The organism is Pseudarthrobacter sp. LMD1-1-1.1, from assembly GCF_040676255.1.
Lineage (GTDB): Bacteria > Actinomycetota > Actinomycetes > Actinomycetales > Micrococcaceae > Arthrobacter.
Genome location: NZ_JBEGHP010000001.1, coordinates 428316 through 445129 on the forward strand (window position 1 = coordinate 428316; position 16814 = coordinate 445129).

The following is a 16814-nucleotide window of genomic DNA, read 5'->3' on the forward strand; positions in this document are numbered from 1 at the left end:
CACCATGCCAGTCGTACTGGAACACCTGGGCAAGCGCTTCGGCGACGGCGCCCCGGTACTGGACGACGTCAACGCCAAGATCAAGCAGGGCGAGTTCGTCGCCCTCCTTGGTGCCTCCGGCTGCGGCAAATCCACCCTCCTGAACATCATCGCGGGACTGGAAGCACCGACGTCGGGCGCCCTGGAAGTGCCCAGCGACGGCGCCGCCTTCATGTTCCAGGACGCCGCACTGTTCCCGTGGCTCACAGCGCGGGAGAACATCGAGCTGGCCCTGAAACTGCGTGGCGTGGGCAAGGCCGAACGCCGCACCAAGGCCCAGGAACTCCTCGAACTGGTGCACCTGGGATCCGCAGGGGACAAGCGACCGCACGAACTGTCCGGCGGCATGCGGCAGCGCGTGTCCCTGGCCCGCTCCCTGGCCCAGGACCGGCAGCTGCTGCTCATGGATGAGCCGTTCGCCGCGCTGGATGCCATCACCCGCGACCTGCTGCACGATGAGCTGGAACGCATCTGGAAAGAAACCGGGCGGACCATCGTCTTCGTCACCCACAACGTCCGGGAGGCCGTCCGGCTGGGCCAGCGCGTCCTGCTGCTCTCCTCCCGCCCCGGCCGCGTGGTCCAGGAATGGGACGTCACCGAGGAACACCGAACCGACGCCGGGCTCGCCGGCCAGCTGACCGGGGTCATCACCGCCCGGCTGCGTGAGGAGATTCGCCGCCATGCCAAGTAATCCGACACCGCTCGCCGAGGTGGCCGAAACCCGCGAGCACGTGCATGCCGCCCTGACGCGGACGTCCACCGGCCACGAGGACCTGCGGGAGCTCGAATCCGGCCTGGACTCGCTGCAGTCCGACGCCGACCGCAAGCACCGCGTCGACTGGAGCCGCATCCTCCTGCCGGTGGCCGCGCTGGTGGTCCTGGTGCTCATCTGGCAGTTTTACGTCTCGCTCGGCGTGAAGCGGCGCGACCTGGTCCCGGGGCCGCTGGATGTGGTGGCGCAAATGGGTGTCCTGTGGGGCGACGGCAAGTTCCAGGAGGCGATCTGGACCTCGCTGCAGCGCGGTGTGGTGGGCTTCCTGATTTCGGTGGCCATTGCCACTCCCGTCGGTTTGCTGCTGGCCCAGGTTGCCCCGCTTCGACGCGCTTTCGGCCCGCTGATCTCCGGCCTGCAGGTGCTGCCGTCCGTGGCGTGGGTTCCCGCGGCCATTATCTGGTTCGGACTCACCGACGCCACCGTGTATTTCGTGGTGTTCATGGGCGCCATCCCGTCCATCATCAACGGCCTCATCTCCGGCGTGGACCAGATCCCGCCGCAGTACCGGCGCGTGGGGACCGTGCTGGGTGCGTCCCGGCTGCAGATGGCGCTGCAGGTCATCCTTCCCGCTGCCCTGCCCGGCTACCTCAGCGGCCTCAAGCAGGGGTGGGCCTTCTCCTGGCGCTCCCTCATGGCGGCGGAGATCATCGCTGTGGGCGGCACCATCGGCTTCGGCCTGGGATCCCTGCTGGACCAGGGCCGCGATCTGTCCGACATGACCATCGTGATGGCTGCCATCCTGCTGATCCTCGGCGTCGGTATCCTCATCGAGCTGCTGGTCTTCGGGCCCATCGAGAAGCGCCTCCTGCGGCGCCGGGGCCTCCTGGCCGGCAGCACCCGCTGACCCAGCCCCTCCCCAACGCACCCTTAGGGCCCGACGGCGACCTCCCGCCGTCGGGCTCTGCTGTTCCCTGACGCATCTGCGTCACTTTTGGCCCCGCCACAAGAAGTCCACCCTGCAACTGCGCGGCCGCCAGTCTCTGCCGGCGCCAAAAGATACGCATTCTGGTGCCATCGTTGCGAAGTGTGAGTGACTGCTCAGTTGCCCCACGACGGCGGCGCCCCACATCGCTCCATGGCAGACTGGCGCCATGACCGTCAGCTTCGAGTGCCGCACCGAGTCGCCGCTGCCCGCGGAGCAGCTCTTCGACCGGGCCCGCAGCATCGACCTGCATCTGGACTCCCAGCAGAAAGCACGGGAGCGGGCGATCGGCGGCGTCACCGGGGGCCTGATCGGAAAAGGCCAGGAGGTGACCTGGCGGGCAAAACACTTCGGCATTCCACTCACCATGACCAGCCGGATCACCCACGTGGACTTCCCCCGCAGCTTCACCGACGAACAGGTCAAGGGGCCGTTCACGTCATTCCGGCACGTCCACGAGTTCGTACCCACAGCCGGGGGCAGCATCATGACGGACCGGGTGGAGTTCACCGCCCCGCTGGGAGTCCTGGGCCGCGCCGTCGAGCGCCTCTTCCTCGCCCGGTACCTGGAGCGGCTGATCCGGGACCGCGGCACCTTCCTCGCCGGCAGCGCGGCAGATTCTTTGTGACGCAGCGTTACCTTACGTGAACTGGTGTTGCTGACCCTTTGTGGGCCAATGTGACGCCGCCCTACCGTTGATTCATGGCAATTCAGGACATATACCCCACGGCGCTGCGGCTGCTCGGCCGCCCCGTGCTGGTGGTGGGCGGCGGCCCCGTTGCGGTCCGCCGCGCCAAGGGACTGCTCGACGCCGGTGCCCTGGTCACCGTCGTGGCCCCCGTTGCCTCGCCCGCGCTGCAGGAGATGGCCGACGCCGGACTGCTCACCTGGGAAGCGCGGCCTTACCTTTCCAGCGACATCGACGGCGTCTGGTTCGTCCAGACCGCAACGGGCGCCCCGGAGGTGGACGCCCAGGTATCTGCCGACGCCGAGGCGCAGCGGGTGTGGTGCGTCAACGCCTCCAACCATGAAGCGTCCGCCGCCTGGACCCCCGCGGTCGCTGAGGTGGACGACGTCAAGATTGCCATCAACGCCGGGGGAGACCCGCGCCGTGCCATGGCCGTCCGCGATGCTGTCGCCACCGCCCTCGAAACCGGCGATCTTCCGCTGCGCCGCCGCCGTGCCCACCAGGGAAGCGTTGCCCTCGTTGGTGGCGGCCCCGGCGATACCGGCCTCATCACCGTCCGCGGCCGCCGGCTCCTGGGCCAGGCCGACGTCGTGGTCGCCGACCGCCTGGGACCCCGCGAACTGCTGAACGAACTCGCACCGGATGTCCGCGTCATCGAAGTGGGCAAAACTCCCGGCCACCACCCGGTGCCGCAGGCGGACATCAACCGCATCCTGGTGGAGGAAGCCCTCAAGGGCCACCGCGTTGTCCGGCTCAAGGGCGGCGACCCGTACGTGCTGGGACGCGGGGGCGAGGAAGCCGAATACTGCCGCCAGCACGGCGTCGAGGTCGAGGTGGTCTCCGGCGTTACGTCCGCCATCTCCGTCCCGGCAGCCGCAGGCATTCCCGTCACCCACCGCGGCCTGGCCAAGGGCTTCAGCGTGGTCACCGGCCACGAGGAACTCTCCGAGGTTCCGGCCCGCGCAGACCACACCATCATCCTGCTCATGGGCGTGGGCCAGCTCCGCGAATCCGCGTCCGCGCTGGGCGAAGCCGGACTGCCCGCAGACACCCCTGTTGGTATCGTGGAAAACGGCTATTTGCCGGACCAGCGCGTCACCATCGGCACGCTCGGTTCCATCGCCGACCAGGCCCAGGCGGCCGGCGTTGCAAATCCTGCCGTCATAGTCATCGGTGACGTGGTGCGCGTCAGCCCGTTCGCGCCGCCGCACTTCAAAACCGCTGACTACAGCACCACCACCCCGAACAGCCCCCGCAAGACCGTCCTCACCACCTGAAACCCATCGATTGCTCCGTACTTGTCGTTATGAACGTTGAAAACGACAAGTACTCAGCAATCGATGCAGAAGAAAAGGAACACAGCCGTGTCATCCAGCACTACCGTAGGATCTGCTGCGCGTCCCCTGCGCGTCGCCGTCGTGGGCTCCGGCCCGGCGGGCGTCTACGCCGCTGACATCCTCACCAAGAGCGAAGCCGTCAAGAGCGGCGAGCTGACTGTCAGCATCGACCTCTTTGACCGCTACCCGGCACCCTACGGCCTGATCCGCTACGGCGTGGCCCCGGACCACCCCCGCATCAAGGGCATCGTCAACGCCCTGCACAAGGTGCTGGACCGCGGCGACATCCGCTTCTTCGGCAACGTGGACTACGGCACGGACCTCACCATCGAGGACCTCCGCACCCACTACGACGCCGTCATCTTCGCCACCGGCGCCATCAAGGACGCGGACCTGAACATCCCCGGCGTCGAGCTGGAGGGCTCCTTCGGCGGCGCGGACTTCGTCTCCTGGTACGACGGCCACCCTGACGTGCCGCGCGAATGGCCGCTGGAGGCCAAGGAAATCGCCGTCATCGGCAATGGCAACGTGGCCCTGGACGTGGCCCGCGTCCTCTCCAAGCACGCCGATGACCTGCTGGTCACCGAAATCCCGGACAACGTCTACGCCGGCCTGAAGGCCTCGCCCGTCACCGACGTGCACGTCTTCGGCCGCCGCGGCCCCGCCCAGGTCAAGTTCACCCCGCTGGAGCTGCGCGAGCTGTCCCACTCCAAGGACGTGGACATCATCCTGTACCCGGAGGACTTCGAGTTCGACCAGGAATCTGACCGCCAGATCCAGACGAACAACCAGACCAAGACCATGGTGGGCACGCTCACCAACTGGATCGCCGAGCAGCCCGAGGACGTCTCCGAGCTCAAGGCGTCCCGCCGCCTGCACCTGCACTTCCTGCACAGCCCGGTGGAGATCTACGACGACGCCGAGACCCCCGGCAAGGTGGCGGGCATCAAGTTCGAGCGCACCGAGCTGGACGGCACCGGCAACGCCCGGGGCACCGGCGAGTACGTGGACTACCCGGTGCAGGCCGTGTACCGCGCCATCGGCTACTTCGGGTCCGCCCTGCCGGACGTGGAGTTCGACCACAAGAAGGGCGTTGTCACCAACGACGGCGGCCGCGTCCTGGATGCGTCCGGCCAGCATGTGCCGGGCCTCTACGCCACCGGCTGGATCAAGCGCGGACCGGTGGGCCTGATCGGCCACACCAAGGGCGACGCCCTGGAGACCGTCACCTACCTCCTCGAAGACCGCGAAAACCTGCCGGTGGCTTCGGTGCCGCAGGAGGACGCCGTCACCGAACTCCTCGACGCCCGCGGTGTGAAGTTCACCAGCTGGGAAGGCTGGCTGGCGCTGGACGCCCACGAGCTGGCCCTCGGCGCAGCGGCCACCGAAGCCGGCGGCTCGCACGGCGTGGAGGTCAAGCGTGAGCGCATCAAGGTGGTGCCGCGCGAGGACATGGTGGACATCTCCCGCGACGGCGTCTCCGCCCAGGTCTAGGAGAACGCCCGGCTTCGGGAGCTGAAAGCGGGAACCGCGGGACGCAATTGTCCCGCGGTTCCGGCGTTTAACAAACCTTTAACCCTGATGCGCTATTTCCCGGCGCCCCCGATGGCCATGAGCTCAAGGCGGCGCAGGGTTTCCCGGTTCCGGGCGGAAATCAAGGGATCGCGCAGGAACTTGGGCATCATCTTGCCGGGCCCGCGGATGGCGTCCTCCGCGATGGTCACCAGGCACTGGTTGCCGCGGTCCTCCAGTGTCATCTCCACCTTGGCCTCGCCCATGGGCCAGCCCCGCGCCACCAGCTCCAGCGAGCGGCCGGGCTCGACGGCGGTCACGCGGCTGCTGTCGTCGATCACCAGGGGCCAGGCTCCCACCGAGTGGTGGAGTTGGGCACCCACCCTTGGCCATTCGGCGTCCACGTCCCTGATCCGGGACGCGCCCACCACCCAGCCGGAGTACAGCCAGCCGTCGGCGATGACCCGCCACACGTCGGCCGAGGGGGTTTTGAACAGCTGCGAGACGGTGGACATGGAGTTCCTTCCGGTTGCGGTGGTGCTTTTCCCGAGCGGCGCGGGGGACTCAGGCGGACGTCCGACGGCGGGAGGTGCGGGCCGCCGTGCGGCCCGGTACGAAGGCTTCCGCAGCCGCCGGGTCCAGCTATAGGCCTGCGCCCCAGGTGGCTGGTGCTCCAGGGGATCGAAACGCAGCGGGATGTCGGTGGGACTGGCACTGGCCTGCAGCCGCACTTCGCCGCATTCCCGCCAGCGTCCGCCCGGTGTGGCCCAGTGCAGTCCCAGCACCCATGCCCCGGACGCCAGCGAACCGGGCGGGAGGATCCGCGTCCGCAGTCCCAGCAGCACCGGGCCCCGGCTTCCGCGGTAGGGCATCAGCGTGGTCATGGCGGCACCTGCAACATCCAGCCGCGGCACCAGCAGGAACCGGCCCGGCAACCCCCAGCCGGTGGAGGCAAACAGCACGTCCGCGGGTCCGCCGGCGCCGGGCGGGGAAACCCGCAGGGCCAGGCCAAGGATGTCCGGCAGTACGTGCGGCAGCCCCAGGGACCGGGAGAAGCGGGCCACCACCTGGTCCGTCCCGGGCGCGTCCAGCCAGTCAATGCCGCTGGGGCCGGACGGGTTGCCGGTCCTGGTCAACGTTCCGTGCAGGCCCAGCCCCTGCGGATGGATGGGCCGGTCCGGCCGGGCGAGTTTCAGGAGCCGGAAGAGGCCGGCGAAGGCCTGGCCGGCACTGGAGGCGACGGCGGAACTAGCGCGCAGCTGCTGGGTCATACTTTCTCCCTACCCACAAACTCCTGAACTACATGCGGCCAAAGCGGGCCCGGATCAGCGCGAAGATCCCGTAGGCGATGAACCCTGCACCGATGGCTACGAGCAGGGTGGGCCCGAACGGGTGGCCCTGCAGGGCCTTGAGGCTGCCGTCCAGCCCGGTGGATTCGTCCGGCCGGTGCCTGGCGGCGGCGATGATGAACAGCAGCCCGGTGAGGTCCAGCGCAACACCTTTGGCCACATGGCCGGTGACGCCCAGGCTGTCGATGAGCCTGCCCCGGCGGGTACCCTCGAAGTGGAACAGCTCTTCCTTGAATCCGCGCCGGAGTCCTTTGATCACGAAGTAGATGCCGATGCCGAGGATGGTCAGGCCGAGCGCGACGAGGACCCACGGTCCCACGGGGTTGGCCATCAGGCTGGCGCTGAAGTCCCGGGTATTGTCGCCCGAGTCGCTGCGCTGCCCCAACGCGAAGCCCGCGAAAGTCAGCCCCACGCTGCCGTACGCGATGGCCAGGAATCCCGAGGACACCAGCTTGGCCAGCCGTTCCTTGCGGGGAAGGCTCCTGGCCCGCAGCGTCGCTTCGCTGGCCTGCCACAGTGCAAGGCCCAGGCATGCGGCCACGCATCCCCACATGACCAAGGGACCCCACGGGTTGTCCGCCAGCCGGGCGATGGCGCCGGTGGCCTCGGCATCGCCGGGGTGGCCGAACGCGATGGCGATGGCGATGGCCCCCACGATGATGTGGAGCAGTGCCATGACGGCGAATCCGGAACGGGCCAGGACGTCCAGCGCTTTGGCATTGGACGCCTCCTCGACAGCGTCCGCTGCCTGGCTGAGGGTGGATTCGCCGTCGGACATCTCTTAGCCGTTCATGGGGCCTTCGGCCCGCAGCTTCTCTGCGCCGGGTCCCTCCACGTGCACGGTGCAGCGGACCACCAGCTGGCCGGGGGCGTTGTCCAGTTCCACCAGGGAATCGTCCGCGCTGAGGACGGTGAACACCTCCGAGCCGGCTACAACGCCAACGCCCTTGGCCTTTGCCGTTTCCCGCGCGTTCCCCAGCGCCTCGCGCTGGAGTCCGTCCACATAGCCGCCGTCACTTCCACGGGCGGGGTCCCCGAAGGCCCAGCCGAACAATGTCCCTGTGTTTCCCATGGCGACGATATTACGCGGTTGCCCCTCTCCGGGACGGGGTTTCGTAATATTAGTAAGTGTGCTTACCATAGGCGGACCATACCTCGAAGGAATACGGCAGGTGAAGTCCGCGGCACAGCGGCAACCCGGAACCAGTCCACAACGTTAGGAATGCACATCATGGCAGGAAATCTCATTGCCCGTTCAGTTCACGACCTGACGGCAGCAGCATGGTTCGGTGGATCCCTGATGGGCGCCATCGGGCTCAACGGGGCAGCGGCCCAGGCCAAGGACCCCGCAGAGCGCACCCGGCTTTCCAGTGCCGGCTGGATGAAGTGGGCGCCGTTCCAGACCGCGGCCTTCGCCTCCCACCTGGTGGCGGACCTGGCCATTGCCTGGGAGAACAAGGGCCGTATTGCCAAGCAGGAGGGCGTGGCCCGCGACACCGTCATCAAGACGGCCGTGACCGTGGTGGGCGCTGCGGTGACCCTGTACTCGGGCATCCTGGGCAAGAAGGTGGAGAAGCTGGCCGGTGAGGGTGCCGAGGGTGCCACCGAGCCGCACGCTGCAGCCTCGGATGAGCTGAAGTCGGCCCAGCAGCAGCTCAAGGCACTGCAGTGGGCCATCCCCGGCTTCGCTGCCCTGGTGATCATCCTCGGCGCCAAGCACGGCGAGATGCAGCGCCCCAAGAACGTCCTTTCGGGCCTGCGCCGCGACTAGCGCGACCAGCCAGGCATAAAGCGGACGACGACGGCCCGGCACCACAGTGCCGGGCCGCCGGCATGCCTAAGGGCTGGACAGGGCGGGGCCAACAGGGCGGCGTTACTCCGCCAGCCACTCCGCACATGAGTTCAGGTTCCGGTTCACGCTGGCAACGGCAGCGTCTTCGTCCCGCTGGGCGATGGCGTCGAGCAGTGTTTCGTGGCCGTCGCGGGGGAGTCCGTTGAAGCCCGGCCGGCGCTGCTGCGTGAGCAGGTCCTGGTGGAACACAGTCCCGAAGCTGGCATAAAGCTCGTGCAGCAGCGGGTTGCCGGACGCCCGGGCAATGCCCTCGTGGAAGCTCCAGTCCGCGTCCGCCCAGGCTTCGTAGTCGCCGTTGTTCCAGGCCTGGTCCCGGGTGGCGAGGAGGGCGCCCAGGGCGGCGACGTCGTCGTCCGTTGCGTTGCGCGCGGCCAGCCGGGCAGCCTGGGTGTCCAGGCCCAGCCGGACCTCCAGGATGTGCTGCTCGGTGTGGTCCTGGTACATGCGGCGCGCGGCCCCCGACATTTCGCTCGTGGCCCGCACATAGGTGCCGTCCCCCCGGCGAACCTCCAGCATTCCGCCGTGGGCAAGGGCCTTCACTGCTTCGCGGAGGGTGCCGCGGGAAACCCCCAGCCTGGCCATGAGCTCAGGTTCGGACGGGATGCGCTGGTTCAGCGGCCACTCGCCGGAGTGGACCATGCCCCGCAGCTTGGCGGTGACCTCGGCGGCGAGCGGCGGGCGGACGGAAGGGCTCAGGGACATGGGGCTACTTCCTCTCCGCGGGCTTGCCGGACATCGCAGGGCCGGTGATCATGTGCGACACCACGATCTGGACCAGGGCCAGTGCCAGCAGCAGCCCCAGCGGCAGGGACCAGCCTCCGGTGGCGCTGTGCAGCAGGCCCATGCCGAACGGGCCCGCGGTGGCCAGCAGGTAGCCGGAGGACTGGGCCAGGGTGGACAGTGCGGTGGTCTCGGCGGTGCTGGTGCCGCTGCGGCTGATCATCACCATCACCAGCGGGAAGATGCCCAGGCCGAAGCCCAGCAGGACGGCGGGGACGGCCGCCAGGGCGACGGGGAGGACCAGCAGCGCCGCAATTCCCACGGCCATGGTGATACTCACCAGGTAGAACGCCGGACGCAGCATCCGGGGCCTGGCGCCGATGGCAATCAGCACCATGCCCGCGGGGACGGAGACCAGCTGCATGAGGCCGAACATCAGTCCGCTGTCCGAGGCGCTCATGCCCATGGTGGTGAGCATGTAGGGGAACCAGCTCAACAGGGCGTAAGCCAGCAGGGCCTGCAGGGTGAAGATCGCGGTGAGGAGTTGCCCCTTGCGGGTCCGCAGCAGCGGCCAGGGCGACACATGCCCGGCCGTGGTCCGCACCGTATGGCGGTGGGCGTGCAGGGCCACCGGCAGGAAGCCCAGGAAGGCGGCCACGGCCGCGATGCCCACGGCGCCGACGGCGGCGGACGGGGAACCGAGCGCGTGTGCCAGCGGGACCACCGCGACCGAGGTCAGGGTGCCGCCGGTGGTCATGGTCACGGTGTAGACGGCGGTCATGAGCGACGTCCGGGACGCGAAGTGCTCCCGGATGAAGGACGGCATGGCCACGTTGCAGATGGCCAGTCCGGACATACCCACCACGCTCCCGGCCACCAGCATGCCCGTGGCGGGGACGCCGCGCAGCAGCAGCCCGCCGGCCAGCAGCGCCAGGGACAGGAGGATGGCCTTCTCCACACCAAGCCTGCCGGTGAGCCAGGACGTGGCGGCCCCGGCAAGGGCGAAGCAGAGGGTAGGGATGGAGGGGATGATTGCCGCCACCAGCACCCCGTAGCCCAGCACCGCCTGCAGATCGTGCAGCAGCGCGGACGCCCCGGTGATGCCCGCGCGCAGGTTCAGCCCGATCAGCACCAGCGCAATGACGCCGAAGACGACGGCGGAGCGCGGCTTTGCCGGGGCGGTGCCGCCGGCAGGGGTGCCGGTCACCGCAGCGGGTGCCTGGGTGGCTGTGGGAACGGAAGCGGGGGGAGTGGCGGGCATACGAACCAGCCTAAAGGTTAGACGTTTGATGTTTGTGCTTTTGTGGCCAACCTCTCCACGTGTTCGGTGCCTGCAATAGACTGCCAACGGACTGTCGGAGGACCTGGCGCGGACCAGGCGGTGCGGAAGGACGGCTGTGGAGGCTTCCAGGGGAATCGAGATTGAGAAGAAGTACGACGTCGATGCCGGCGCCGTGGTGCCGCCCCTGGAACAGGCCGCAGGGGTGGCCCGCACAGGCAATTCCCACACCGACCTGCTGGAGGCGGTGTACTTCGACACCCCCACCCATGCCCTGGCCGCCCGCCGCATCACCCTCCGCCGCCGCACCGGCGGGAAGGACGCGGGGTGGCACCTGAAGCTGCCGCCCCAGGCGGCGGCCGGCGGCGAAGGCCCGCAGGAGCGGACGGAACTGCATGCACCCCTGGGCCGTCCCGACGTCGTACCGGACGCCCTGCTTACCCACCTTTACGCCTACCTCAGGGGTGCTGTCCCCGTGCCGGTGGTGCGCCTGGACACCCGCCGCACCACCTACCCCCTGTACGGGGCCGACGGCGCCCACCTCGCCGACCTCGCGGACGACCAGGTCACCGCCGAACGCCTGGCGGACGGGGACAACGCCACGAGGCAGGAGTGGCGCGAATGGGAGCTGGAGCTGGTCCACGGCCAGCCGGACCTTTTTGGCCCGGTGGAGGAACTGCTCGCAGCCGCCGGCGCCCGGCCCGCCGGCCATGCCTCGAAGCTGGTCCGTGCCTTGGGCTCTGACACCAAAGCGGGCAAGCGTGCCGCCGCGGGCGAGGCGCCCGCCGGTGCTGCCGGACCCGAAGGCACCCCTGCCCTGCTGGCCGGGAAGCGTGCGCCGGCTGCCGCCGTCGTCACGGTTTATGTGGCCGCGCAGATCGACCAGATCCTCGCCAGCGACGCTGCCGTCCGGAATGAGGAACCCGAGGCCATTCACACCATGCGGTCCGCCACGCGCCGGATCCGCTCGGTCCTGGCCGCGTACGCCAAGCTCTACCGGGCGTCACCGGTGCGCAAACTGCGGAGCGAGCTGAAGTGGCTGGGCCAGCTGCTCGGCCAGCCGCGCGACGCCGAGGTCCTGCGGGCCCGGCTCCGTGACCAGTTGGGCGCGCTGCAGCCCGGGGATGGCACAGCCGGGGCCACGGCAAGGGTGGAGCAGCGCACGGGCGGGGATTATGACGCCGCGTACCGGCTCCTGCTGGAAGCCCTGGGGTCGGGCCGCTACTTCAGGCTCCTGGACAAGCTTGAGGATTTCCGTGACAACCCGCCGGTGCGCGCCGACGCGGTAGCGCCGGGACGTCGGGCGGCCGCGAAAGCCGTGGACAAGGCCGCCAGGCGGCTGGAGCGCTCCCGCAAAGCGGCCAAGCGCGCGCGGCGCGGCAGGGACCAGGAACTTGCCCTCCACCGGGTCCGCAAAGACGCCAAGCGGCTGCGCCACGTGGCTGAATCAGCGGCCCTGGTGCACGGCAAGCGTGCGGGCAAGGTAGCCAAGGCCGCCCGCCGGCAGCAGAAGATCCTGGGCCAGTTCCAGGACGCCGTGGTGGCCCGCGACCTGCTGGCAGCCATCGCCGCGGAACACAGCGAGCCCGCCACGGCAGGCATCTACGCGGAGCTGCTCAACCAGCAGGAAGAGCGGATGCTGGAGGCCCGTGCCGGGTACCGGAAGGCCAGGAAGAAGTCGCGCGACCTGTTGGGCCGCGGCGTCCTCTGAGGCCTGCCGGGCAGTTTCCGGCCTACTTGCCCTGCCGGGCGGACAACCGGGCCACGGCCAGGGCCAGCCACAGCTGCACCCGGTCCGCAGTGACGGAGGGGTCATACCCGGTGAGCTCGGTGATCTGCGCCAGCCGGTACCGGACCGTGTTCCGGTGAAGCGTGAGCTCTTCCGCCACCGCAGCCACCGAGCCGTTGTTGTTCAGGTAGCTCTCCAGCGTGGACATCAGCTCCGAGCCGTGCGCGGCATCGAACGCCCGCAGCGGGTTCAAGGACTCGTGCGCCATGTCCGCCAGCGGGACATCCTCGCTGGCCAGCAGCAGCGATGTCAGGCTGAGCCGTTCCGGTTCGTTGACCGGCAGCCCATGGCTGGCGGCGTCCCGGGCTTCGAAATAGCTCCAGCGCAGGCCGTTGGGCTTGGTGTACGCCCCGCCGATGCCGATCGTGGCATGGATCCCGGCTTCGGCGAGGTGGTCGCTCAGCTTCCGTGCCAGCGCCGGCGCCGTCCCGCCGTCGTCATTGACCACCAGCACCAGGTCCTTGCCCACGACGGCAGCGACCGCCTTCTCCAGTTCCTGCGGCACCGAGGTGCTCCCCAACGCCTTCCCGTGGGCGGCCGACACGGCCAGCAGCACCACGTTCTTGCGGGTGCTGTTCACGCCCACGCCGGCCAGGCGGCGCTGGGCCTCGCTGGTCTCCAGCGCCCCGTGGATCACGTCCTCCAATACTTGGCCGCACAGGGCGCGCTGGGCCTGCCGCTGCCTGACCATGTTGTTCAGCTCCACGCTGATCAGGTTCTGCGCGTAACCGATGATGCCGGTGTCCTCGAACGGCTGGCGGACCCACAGCGTGCAGGCGTCCCGCCGGCCCGTGGGCACCGGGTAGCTGGACCACGTATCGGCCGACGGGTGGGTGCTGCCGCTGTTGTACAGCTGCGCCGTGAACTGGGTCAGCGCCACGTCGGTGCGCAGCATGCCGCCCAGGTTCTTCAGCAGCTCTGCCAGCCCGCCGCCGGTCAGCAGCGCCCGGGCCAGCACCTGGTGCCCGGCAATGAGCCGTTCCAGTTTTGCGTAGTGGTCAGCCGACTGGGCGTCCGCCACCAGCTTGGTGATGGCGATGAACGGGGTCTCGTAGGGCACTTCCACCACCGGCAGGCCCCACCGGTTGGCCTCCGCCAGGAGGGCCGGGGGCACCGCCTCATGGGACAACCCCACGCCGAATCCGATGCCCACCGCACCGGCACGCTGCACCTGCCGTACAAAGCGCCGCTGCTCCGGCGCGGACCGCAGCCGCAGGCCCGTGGTGAGCACCAGTTCCCCGCCGTTGAGGAACCGCTGCGGATCCTCCAGTTCCGTCACAGCCACCCAGTTGATGTCCTGGTTCCAGGTGGTCTCCGCCACGCCCGCCTTGGACAGCTTCAAGGAGGTCACGCCCACCAGGGCAGCAAGGGAAATGGCCATGAAGCAAGGATAAACGTGAGCTGGGCAACCGCACTAAACCCCTTTGGCAAGGGTGTGCAGGTGGCTATTCACCCCGCTTGGGCGCTGGCATAGGCTCAAGGCAGTTCCATCCATCCGTCCTGGTCTCCGCCCGGCCGCCGATGGCCCTTACGAAAGAGGTTGCACACCGTGGTCCAAACCTTGCAGAACTTCATCAACGGGAAGTTCGTCACCCCCGCCGGCACCACCCTGCTGGACGTGGTCAACCCCACCAACGGGGAAGTGGTGGCGCAGGCCCCCGTTTCCGTGCAGGCGGATGTGGATGCGGCCATGACGGCAGCCAAGGACGCCTTCAGGACCTGGAAGCACGTCACCCCGGGCCAGCGCCAGCTGATGCTGCTCAAGCTTGCCGACGCCATCGAGGCCAACAGCGATGAACTCGTCGAAGCCCAGCACCGCAACACCGGCCAGGTCCGCTCCCTCATCGCCTCCGAGGAAGTGGCTGCCGGCGCCGACCAGCTGCGCTTCTTCGCCGGTGCCGCCCGCATCCTGGAGGGCAAGTCCGCCGGCGAGTACTTCGAGGGCCACACCTCCTACGTCCGCCGCGAACCCATCGGCGTGGTGGCCCAGGTGGCCCCCTGGAACTACCCCTTCCTGATGGCCATCTGGAAGATCGGTCCCGCGCTCGCTGCCGGCAACACCGTGGTCCTGAAGCCCTCCGACACCACCCCCGAGTCCACGCTGGTCCTGGCCCGCCTGGCCGGCGACATCCTGCCCGCGGGCGTCCTGAACGTGGTCCTGGGCACCGGCGAAACCGGTGCCATGATGGTGGAGCACAAGGTCCCCGGCCTGGTGTCCATCACGGGATCTGTCCGCGCGGGAATCGCGGTGGCTTCCGGCGCCGCCAAGGGTCTCAAGCGCGCCCACCTGGAGCTCGGCGGAAAGGCCCCGGCCATCGTCTTCGCGGACGCGGACATCAAGAAGAGCGCGGCGGCGATCGCCGAATTCGCGTTCTTCAACGCCGGCCAGGACTGCACGGCCATCACCAGGGTGCTGGTGCAGGATTCCGTGCACGACGACGTCGTTGCAGCCATGGTGGAACACACCCGGACCCTGCACACCGGCTCGCAGAACGACGAAGACAACTACTTCGGCCCGCTGAACAACGTGAACCACTTCAACGCCGTGACCTCCGTGGTGGAGAACCTGCCGGCCAACTGCCGGATCGAAACCGGCGGACACCGGGCAGGGGAGAAGGGCTACTTCTTCGAACCCACCATCATCACCGGCGCCAAGCAGACCGACGACGTGGTGCAGAAGGAAACGTTCGGCCCCGTCATCACCGTCCAGAAGTTCAGCACCGAGGAAGAAGCCGTTGCCCTGGCCAACGACGTGGACTACGCGCTGGCCTCCAGCGTCTGGACCACTAACCACGGCACGGCCATGCGGTTGAGCCGGGACCTGGACTTCGGCGCCGTCTGGATCAACACCCACATCCTCCTTACCGCCGAAATGCCGCATGGCGGCTTCAAGCAGTCCGGCTACGGCAAGGACCTCTCCATGTACGGCGTGGAGGACTACACGCGCATCAAGCACGTGATGTCCGCCCTCGACGCCTGACCATTCCCCGCTGGTTGAGCTTGCCGAAACCCGGAATCGTAGAAAGAAAAGAACCATGACCACCACCGCAGCAGACATCACCTACCGCCTGGAGCAGAAGCGCAACGTCCAGGCCGACTTCCCGGGCCCCAAGTCCGTGGCACTGACCGAACGCCGTAAGTCCGTGGTGGCTGCCGGCGTCGCCTCCAGTGTCCCGGTCTACGTTGCAGACGCCGACGGCGGCATCATCCACGACGTCGACGGCAACTCCTTCATTGACCTGGGCTCAGGCATCGCCGTGACCAGCGTGGGTGCCTCCGACCCCGCCGTCGTGGGCGCCGTCAAGGAAGCCGTGGAGCACTTCACCCACACGTGCTTCATGGTCACCCCCTACGAGGGCTACGTGGCCGTCGCCGAGCAGCTGAACCGCCTCACCCCGGGCGACCACGAGAAGCGCACCGTCCTCTTCAACTCCGGTGCCGAGGCAGTGGAGAATGCCGTCAAGGTGGCCCGCCTGGCAACCGGCCGGGACGCCGTCGTGGCTTTCGACCACGCCTACCACGGCCGCACCAACCTGACCATGGCCCTGACCGCCAAGGCCATGCCGTACAAGACCAACTTCGGCCCGTTCGCGCCCGAGGTCTACCGCATGCCCATGAGCTACCCGTACCGCGAGGAAAACCCCTCGATCACCGGCGCCGAGGCAGCAAAGCGCGCCATCACCATGATCGAGAAGCAGATCGGCGGCGACCAGGTTGCCGCGATCATCATCGAGCCCATCCAGGGTGAGGGCGGCTTCATCGTCCCGGCCGAGGGCTTCCTGCCCGCGCTGGCCGCCTGGGCCAAGGAGAAGGGCATCGTCTTCATCGCCGACGAGGTCCAGTCCGGCTTCTGCCGCACGGGCGAATGGTTCGCCGTCAACCACGAAGGCATCGTCCCGGACATCATGACCATGGCCAAGGGCATTGCCGGCGGCATGCCGCTGTCCGCCATCACCGGCCGCGCCGACCTCCTGGACGCCGTGCACCCCGGCGGCCTGGGCGGCACCTACGGCGGCAACCCCGTGGCCTGTGCAGCAGCCCTGGCCTCGATCGGATCGATGGAGGAGTACGACCTGAACGGCCGTGCCCGCCACATCGAGTCCATCGCCACGGCGCGCCTGCGTGAACTGCAGTCCGATCTGGACAACGCCGGAACCGCGGTCATTGGCGACGTCCGCGGCCGCGGTGCCATGCTCGCCATCGAGCTCGTCCAGGCCGGAACCAAGGAACCCAACCCGGAGCTCACCAAGGCTGTCGCCGCCGCCTGCCTGAAGGAAGGCGTCATCATCCTCACCTGTGGCACCTACGGCAACGTCATCCGCCTGCTGCCCCCGCTGGTCATCACCGATGAGCTGCTCGCAGACGGCCTGGAAGTCCTCGCCGCAGCCATCAAGGCCAACGCCTAGAGCCGCAAAGCCGGTCCACGGAAAAAGGCAGCACCCCGCCGGGGTGCTGCCTTTTTCCGTTGCCCGGGAAATCCCGCCATGGGGGGATACCTAGGCCCCCGCACCGGACTGCGCAAACTACCTAATATTCCGCCCGGACCGGCGGG

Annotated in this window: 15 protein-coding genes; 9 read left to right on the forward strand and 6 right to left on the reverse strand. The window is 68.5% G+C overall.

The window, feature by feature from the left end; all coding sequences use genetic code 11:
* Positions 1–4 precede the first annotated feature (4 nt).
* From MRBLMD1_RS02090 to MRBLMD1_RS02110, 5 genes are all read left to right on the forward strand, one after another.
* Positions 5–730 carry an ABC transporter ATP-binding protein gene (locus MRBLMD1_RS02090; RefSeq protein ID WP_364397085.1) on the forward strand — a complete coding sequence of 242 codons (726 nt, stop codon included), beginning with the start codon at positions 5–7 and terminating at the stop codon, positions 728–730.
* Positions 720–1658: an ABC transporter permease gene (locus MRBLMD1_RS02095; RefSeq protein WP_159631170.1), complete on the forward strand. Its 939-nt coding sequence runs from the start codon at positions 720–722 to the stop codon at positions 1656–1658. Before MRBLMD1_RS02090 ends, MRBLMD1_RS02095 begins: the two co-directional genes overlap by 11 nt.
* Positions 1659–1905: 247 nt before the next feature.
* Complete coding sequence (locus tag MRBLMD1_RS02100) at positions 1906–2364, forward strand: SRPBCC family protein (RefSeq protein ID WP_159631172.1); 459 nt, start codon at positions 1906–1908, stop codon at positions 2362–2364.
* A 74-nt stretch (positions 2365–2438) separates the two neighbouring features.
* Positions 2439–3701: a uroporphyrinogen-III C-methyltransferase gene (gene cobA, locus MRBLMD1_RS02105; RefSeq protein ID WP_364397090.1), complete on the forward strand. Its 1263-nt coding sequence runs from the start codon at positions 2439–2441 to the stop codon at positions 3699–3701.
* Between the two features lie 87 nt (positions 3702–3788).
* Complete coding sequence (locus MRBLMD1_RS02110; protein ID WP_364397093.1) at positions 3789–5255, forward strand: FAD-dependent oxidoreductase; 1467 nt, start codon at positions 3789–3791, stop codon at positions 5253–5255.
* 92 nt (positions 5256–5347) lie between these two features.
* Here MRBLMD1_RS02110 and MRBLMD1_RS02115 read toward each other — a convergent pair whose 3' ends face one another.
* Genes MRBLMD1_RS02115 through MRBLMD1_RS02125 form a run of 3 tightly spaced genes read right to left on the reverse strand, consistent with a single transcriptional unit; the run spans position 5348 to position 7694 of the window.
* Positions 5348–6544 carry an SRPBCC family protein gene (locus MRBLMD1_RS02115; RefSeq protein WP_364397096.1) on the reverse strand — a complete coding sequence of 399 codons (1197 nt, stop codon included), beginning with the start codon at positions 6542–6544 and terminating at the stop codon, positions 5348–5350.
* A gap of 28 nt (positions 6545–6572) precedes the next feature.
* A complete protein-coding gene (locus tag MRBLMD1_RS02120; RefSeq protein WP_159631178.1) occupies positions 6573–7400 on the reverse strand; it encodes a DUF1206 domain-containing protein in 828 nt (275 codons plus the stop codon).
* A gap of 3 nt (positions 7401–7403) precedes the next feature.
* Complete coding sequence (locus MRBLMD1_RS02125) at positions 7404–7694, reverse strand: hypothetical protein (RefSeq protein WP_159631180.1); 291 nt, start codon at positions 7692–7694, stop codon at positions 7404–7406.
* Positions 7695–7853: 159 nt separating this feature from the next.
* Between MRBLMD1_RS02125 and MRBLMD1_RS02130 the strand changes: the two genes are divergently transcribed.
* Positions 7854–8393 carry a hypothetical protein gene (locus tag MRBLMD1_RS02130; RefSeq protein ID WP_159631182.1) on the forward strand — a complete coding sequence of 180 codons (540 nt, stop codon included), beginning with the start codon at positions 7854–7856 and terminating at the stop codon, positions 8391–8393.
* 102 nt (positions 8394–8495) lie between these two features.
* On the opposite strand, the gene MRBLMD1_RS02135 is transcribed toward MRBLMD1_RS02130, so the two are convergent.
* Both MRBLMD1_RS02135 and MRBLMD1_RS02140 read right to left on the reverse strand, forming a co-directional pair.
* The gene (locus tag MRBLMD1_RS02135) at positions 8496–9176 is read right to left on the reverse strand and encodes a FadR/GntR family transcriptional regulator (RefSeq protein WP_364397101.1); all 681 of its coding nucleotides are present in this window, start codon (positions 9174–9176) and stop codon (positions 8496–8498) included.
* A 4-nt stretch (positions 9177–9180) separates the two neighbouring features.
* Positions 9181–10455, reverse strand: a complete 1275-nt coding sequence (locus MRBLMD1_RS02140) for a CynX/NimT family MFS transporter (protein ID WP_307492532.1) — start codon at positions 10453–10455, stop codon at positions 9181–9183.
* Positions 10456–10591: 136 nt separating this feature from the next.
* On the opposite strand from MRBLMD1_RS02140, the gene MRBLMD1_RS02145 reads away from it, so the two are divergent.
* The gene (locus MRBLMD1_RS02145) at positions 10592–12184 is read left to right on the forward strand and encodes a CYTH and CHAD domain-containing protein (RefSeq protein ID WP_159631188.1); all 1593 of its coding nucleotides are present in this window, start codon (positions 10592–10594) and stop codon (positions 12182–12184) included.
* 22 nt (positions 12185–12206) lie between these two features.
* On the opposite strand, the gene MRBLMD1_RS02150 is transcribed toward MRBLMD1_RS02145, so the two are convergent.
* Complete coding sequence (locus tag MRBLMD1_RS02150) at positions 12207–13643, reverse strand: PucR family transcriptional regulator (protein ID WP_364397105.1); 1437 nt, start codon at positions 13641–13643, stop codon at positions 12207–12209.
* A 168-nt stretch (positions 13644–13811) separates the two neighbouring features.
* Here MRBLMD1_RS02150 and MRBLMD1_RS02155 point away from each other — a divergent pair, with 168 nt between their 5' ends.
* The gene (locus MRBLMD1_RS02155; RefSeq protein WP_224026738.1) at positions 13812–15242 is read left to right on the forward strand and encodes a gamma-aminobutyraldehyde dehydrogenase; all 1431 of its coding nucleotides are present in this window, start codon (positions 13812–13814) and stop codon (positions 15240–15242) included.
* Positions 15243–15297: 55 nt separating this feature from the next.
* Complete coding sequence (gene gabT / locus MRBLMD1_RS02160; protein ID WP_364397109.1) at positions 15298–16668, forward strand: 4-aminobutyrate--2-oxoglutarate transaminase; 1371 nt, start codon at positions 15298–15300, stop codon at positions 16666–16668.
* The last annotated feature ends 146 nt before the right edge of the window (positions 16669–16814 follow it).

What these genes read in the sequence shown, in the direction of transcription:
- cobA (WP_364397090.1), top strand. Translation starts at nt 2,439, where the DNA reads ATGGCAATTCAGGACATATACCCCACGGCGCTGCGGCTGCTCGGCCGC.
- MRBLMD1_RS02140 (WP_307492532.1), bottom strand. Translation starts at nt 10,455, where the DNA reads ATGCCCGCCACTCCCCCCGCTTCCGTTCCCACAGCCACCCAGGCACCC.
- MRBLMD1_RS02150 (WP_364397105.1), bottom strand. Translation starts at nt 13,643, where the DNA reads ATGGCCATTTCCCTTGCTGCCCTGGTGGGCGTGACCTCCTTGAAGCTG.
- MRBLMD1_RS02125 (WP_159631180.1), bottom strand. Translation starts at nt 7,694, where the DNA reads ATGGGAAACACAGGGACATTGTTCGGCTGGGCCTTCGGGGACCCCGCC.
- MRBLMD1_RS02120 (WP_159631178.1), bottom strand. Translation starts at nt 7,400, where the DNA reads ATGTCCGACGGCGAATCCACCCTCAGCCAGGCAGCGGACGCTGTCGAG.
- MRBLMD1_RS02135 (WP_364397101.1), bottom strand. Translation starts at nt 9,176, where the DNA reads ATGTCCCTGAGCCCTTCCGTCCGCCCGCCGCTCGCCGCCGAGGTCACC.
- MRBLMD1_RS02090 (WP_364397085.1), top strand. Translation starts at nt 5, where the DNA reads ATGCCAGTCGTACTGGAACACCTGGGCAAGCGCTTCGGCGACGGCGCC.
- MRBLMD1_RS02100 (WP_159631172.1), top strand. Translation starts at nt 1,906, where the DNA reads ATGACCGTCAGCTTCGAGTGCCGCACCGAGTCGCCGCTGCCCGCGGAG.
- MRBLMD1_RS02095 (WP_159631170.1), top strand. Translation starts at nt 720, where the DNA reads ATGCCAAGTAATCCGACACCGCTCGCCGAGGTGGCCGAAACCCGCGAG.
- MRBLMD1_RS02130 (WP_159631182.1), top strand. Translation starts at nt 7,854, where the DNA reads ATGGCAGGAAATCTCATTGCCCGTTCAGTTCACGACCTGACGGCAGCA.
- MRBLMD1_RS02115 (WP_364397096.1), bottom strand. Translation starts at nt 6,544, where the DNA reads ATGACCCAGCAGCTGCGCGCTAGTTCCGCCGTCGCCTCCAGTGCCGGC.
- gabT (WP_364397109.1), top strand. Translation starts at nt 15,298, where the DNA reads ATGACCACCACCGCAGCAGACATCACCTACCGCCTGGAGCAGAAGCGC.